General features: G+C 61.9%; 2 protein-coding genes and 1 tRNA gene. All 3 read right to left on the reverse strand.

Annotated features, from left to right (window positions below; all coding sequences use genetic code 11):
* Window positions 1-341: 341 nt before the first annotated feature.
* A complete protein-coding gene (locus I0Q12_RS28100; RefSeq protein WP_197256812.1) occupies window positions 342-539 on the reverse strand; it encodes a hypothetical protein in 198 nt (65 codons plus the stop codon).
* A 259-nt stretch (window positions 540-798) separates the two neighbouring features.
* Window positions 799-871 (reverse strand) — tRNA-Thr (locus I0Q12_RS28105).
* Between the two features lie 62 nt (window positions 872-933).
* Window positions 934-1,144 (reverse strand): DNA polymerase III subunit delta' C-terminal domain-containing protein (locus I0Q12_RS34180; protein WP_307846589.1); only part of this gene is annotated, 211 nt, incomplete at its 5' end.

The following is a 1,144-nucleotide window of genomic DNA, read 5'->3' on the forward strand; positions in this document are numbered from 1 at the left end:
GACATTCATCGGCACACTGTTGAGTTCTCAAAGAACACGCACACACCATCACTCGCGGACCGCAGTCCGTCCGTTCCGGGGCAACTGTTCCAGCCTAATCCCATCCACCCACAGACGCAAATCCGTGCGCTTCCCGAATCAGGGGCGGTGCGAAACCCTACCAGAAGGTTCCGAACCAGTGAAATTCGCAGGCGCCTTCGTCCAACCTCGTTTCCCGTACCTTCCGGTCCGGGTCGGTGTCCGTGTCGCTCTGACCTGGAATAAGTTACGCGAAGGCTACGCAGAACACCAAATCACCAGGTCAACGACGGTTTCGGGGTGGTTCAGGCGTCGAGAAGAGGTCAGGGCACCCAGTACTTGACGGCGAGCTGTTGGACCACGTCGTCGTCCTCCGATGCCTGATCCAGCAGCGCGAGGTCATAGCTGATATCGACGAGCCGGGGGTTGTCGCCTTCGGCGTCCCCGAGCGGACGTCCGCCGTCCTCGATGCGCTGCCGGAGTATCTTTTCGCGCACTCGTTCCTTCAGCGACTCGCTCATATAACGAGCATGAGCGCCCCGCGACCGGTTGTCGAGCACTGCGTTCCGGCTACTCGTCGTCGTGTCGTCGGAACACACGTATCGCCATCGGGAGGACGACGGCGAGGGCCCCGATGATGACGATCAGGGAGAAGATTTCCATGGCCATGCTTCCATCGTCCCTGTTTCCGACGATGTGTGTGTGGGCTGGTCCGATGCGGATGGGCAGGAACGAGGAAGGCCCCTCACCGTGTTCCCGGTGAGGGGCCTTCCCCTTCTGAGCTGCCTGTCGGAATCGAACCGACGACCTTTTCATTACGAGTGAAATGCTCTACCGACTGAGCTAAGGCAGCGAGCCATTCGGCGTCCGAAGTGTAGCCGACCACCCCCCGGAGGATGCAAACCTGCACGTAGATCAGCGGAACGCGGAGCTCAACCTGGCCGCCATCGCAGCGACCGCGAAACGCGGTTTGACGTTCTGCGCGAGCGCCTCGCGGCACTCGAGGATCGATTCGATACAGGTCAGCAGTGATTCCGGGGAGGTGCGGGACGCGAGGTCGCGGACACGCTCGGCCATGTCCGGATGGTTCGGTGTGGTGGTGGCGCCGAACGCGGCCGCGAGCGCG

The sequence above is a fragment of the Rhodococcus sp. CX genome (assembly GCF_015865005.1).
Taxonomy (GTDB): domain Bacteria; phylum Actinomycetota; class Actinomycetes; order Mycobacteriales; family Mycobacteriaceae; genus Rhodococcus.

Bases quoted from the DNA above. Each gene is read 5' to 3' on its own strand.
- I0Q12_RS28100 (WP_197256812.1), bottom strand. From the start codon at position 539: ATGAGCGAGTCGCTGAAGGAACGAGTGCGCGAAAAGATACTCCGGCAG.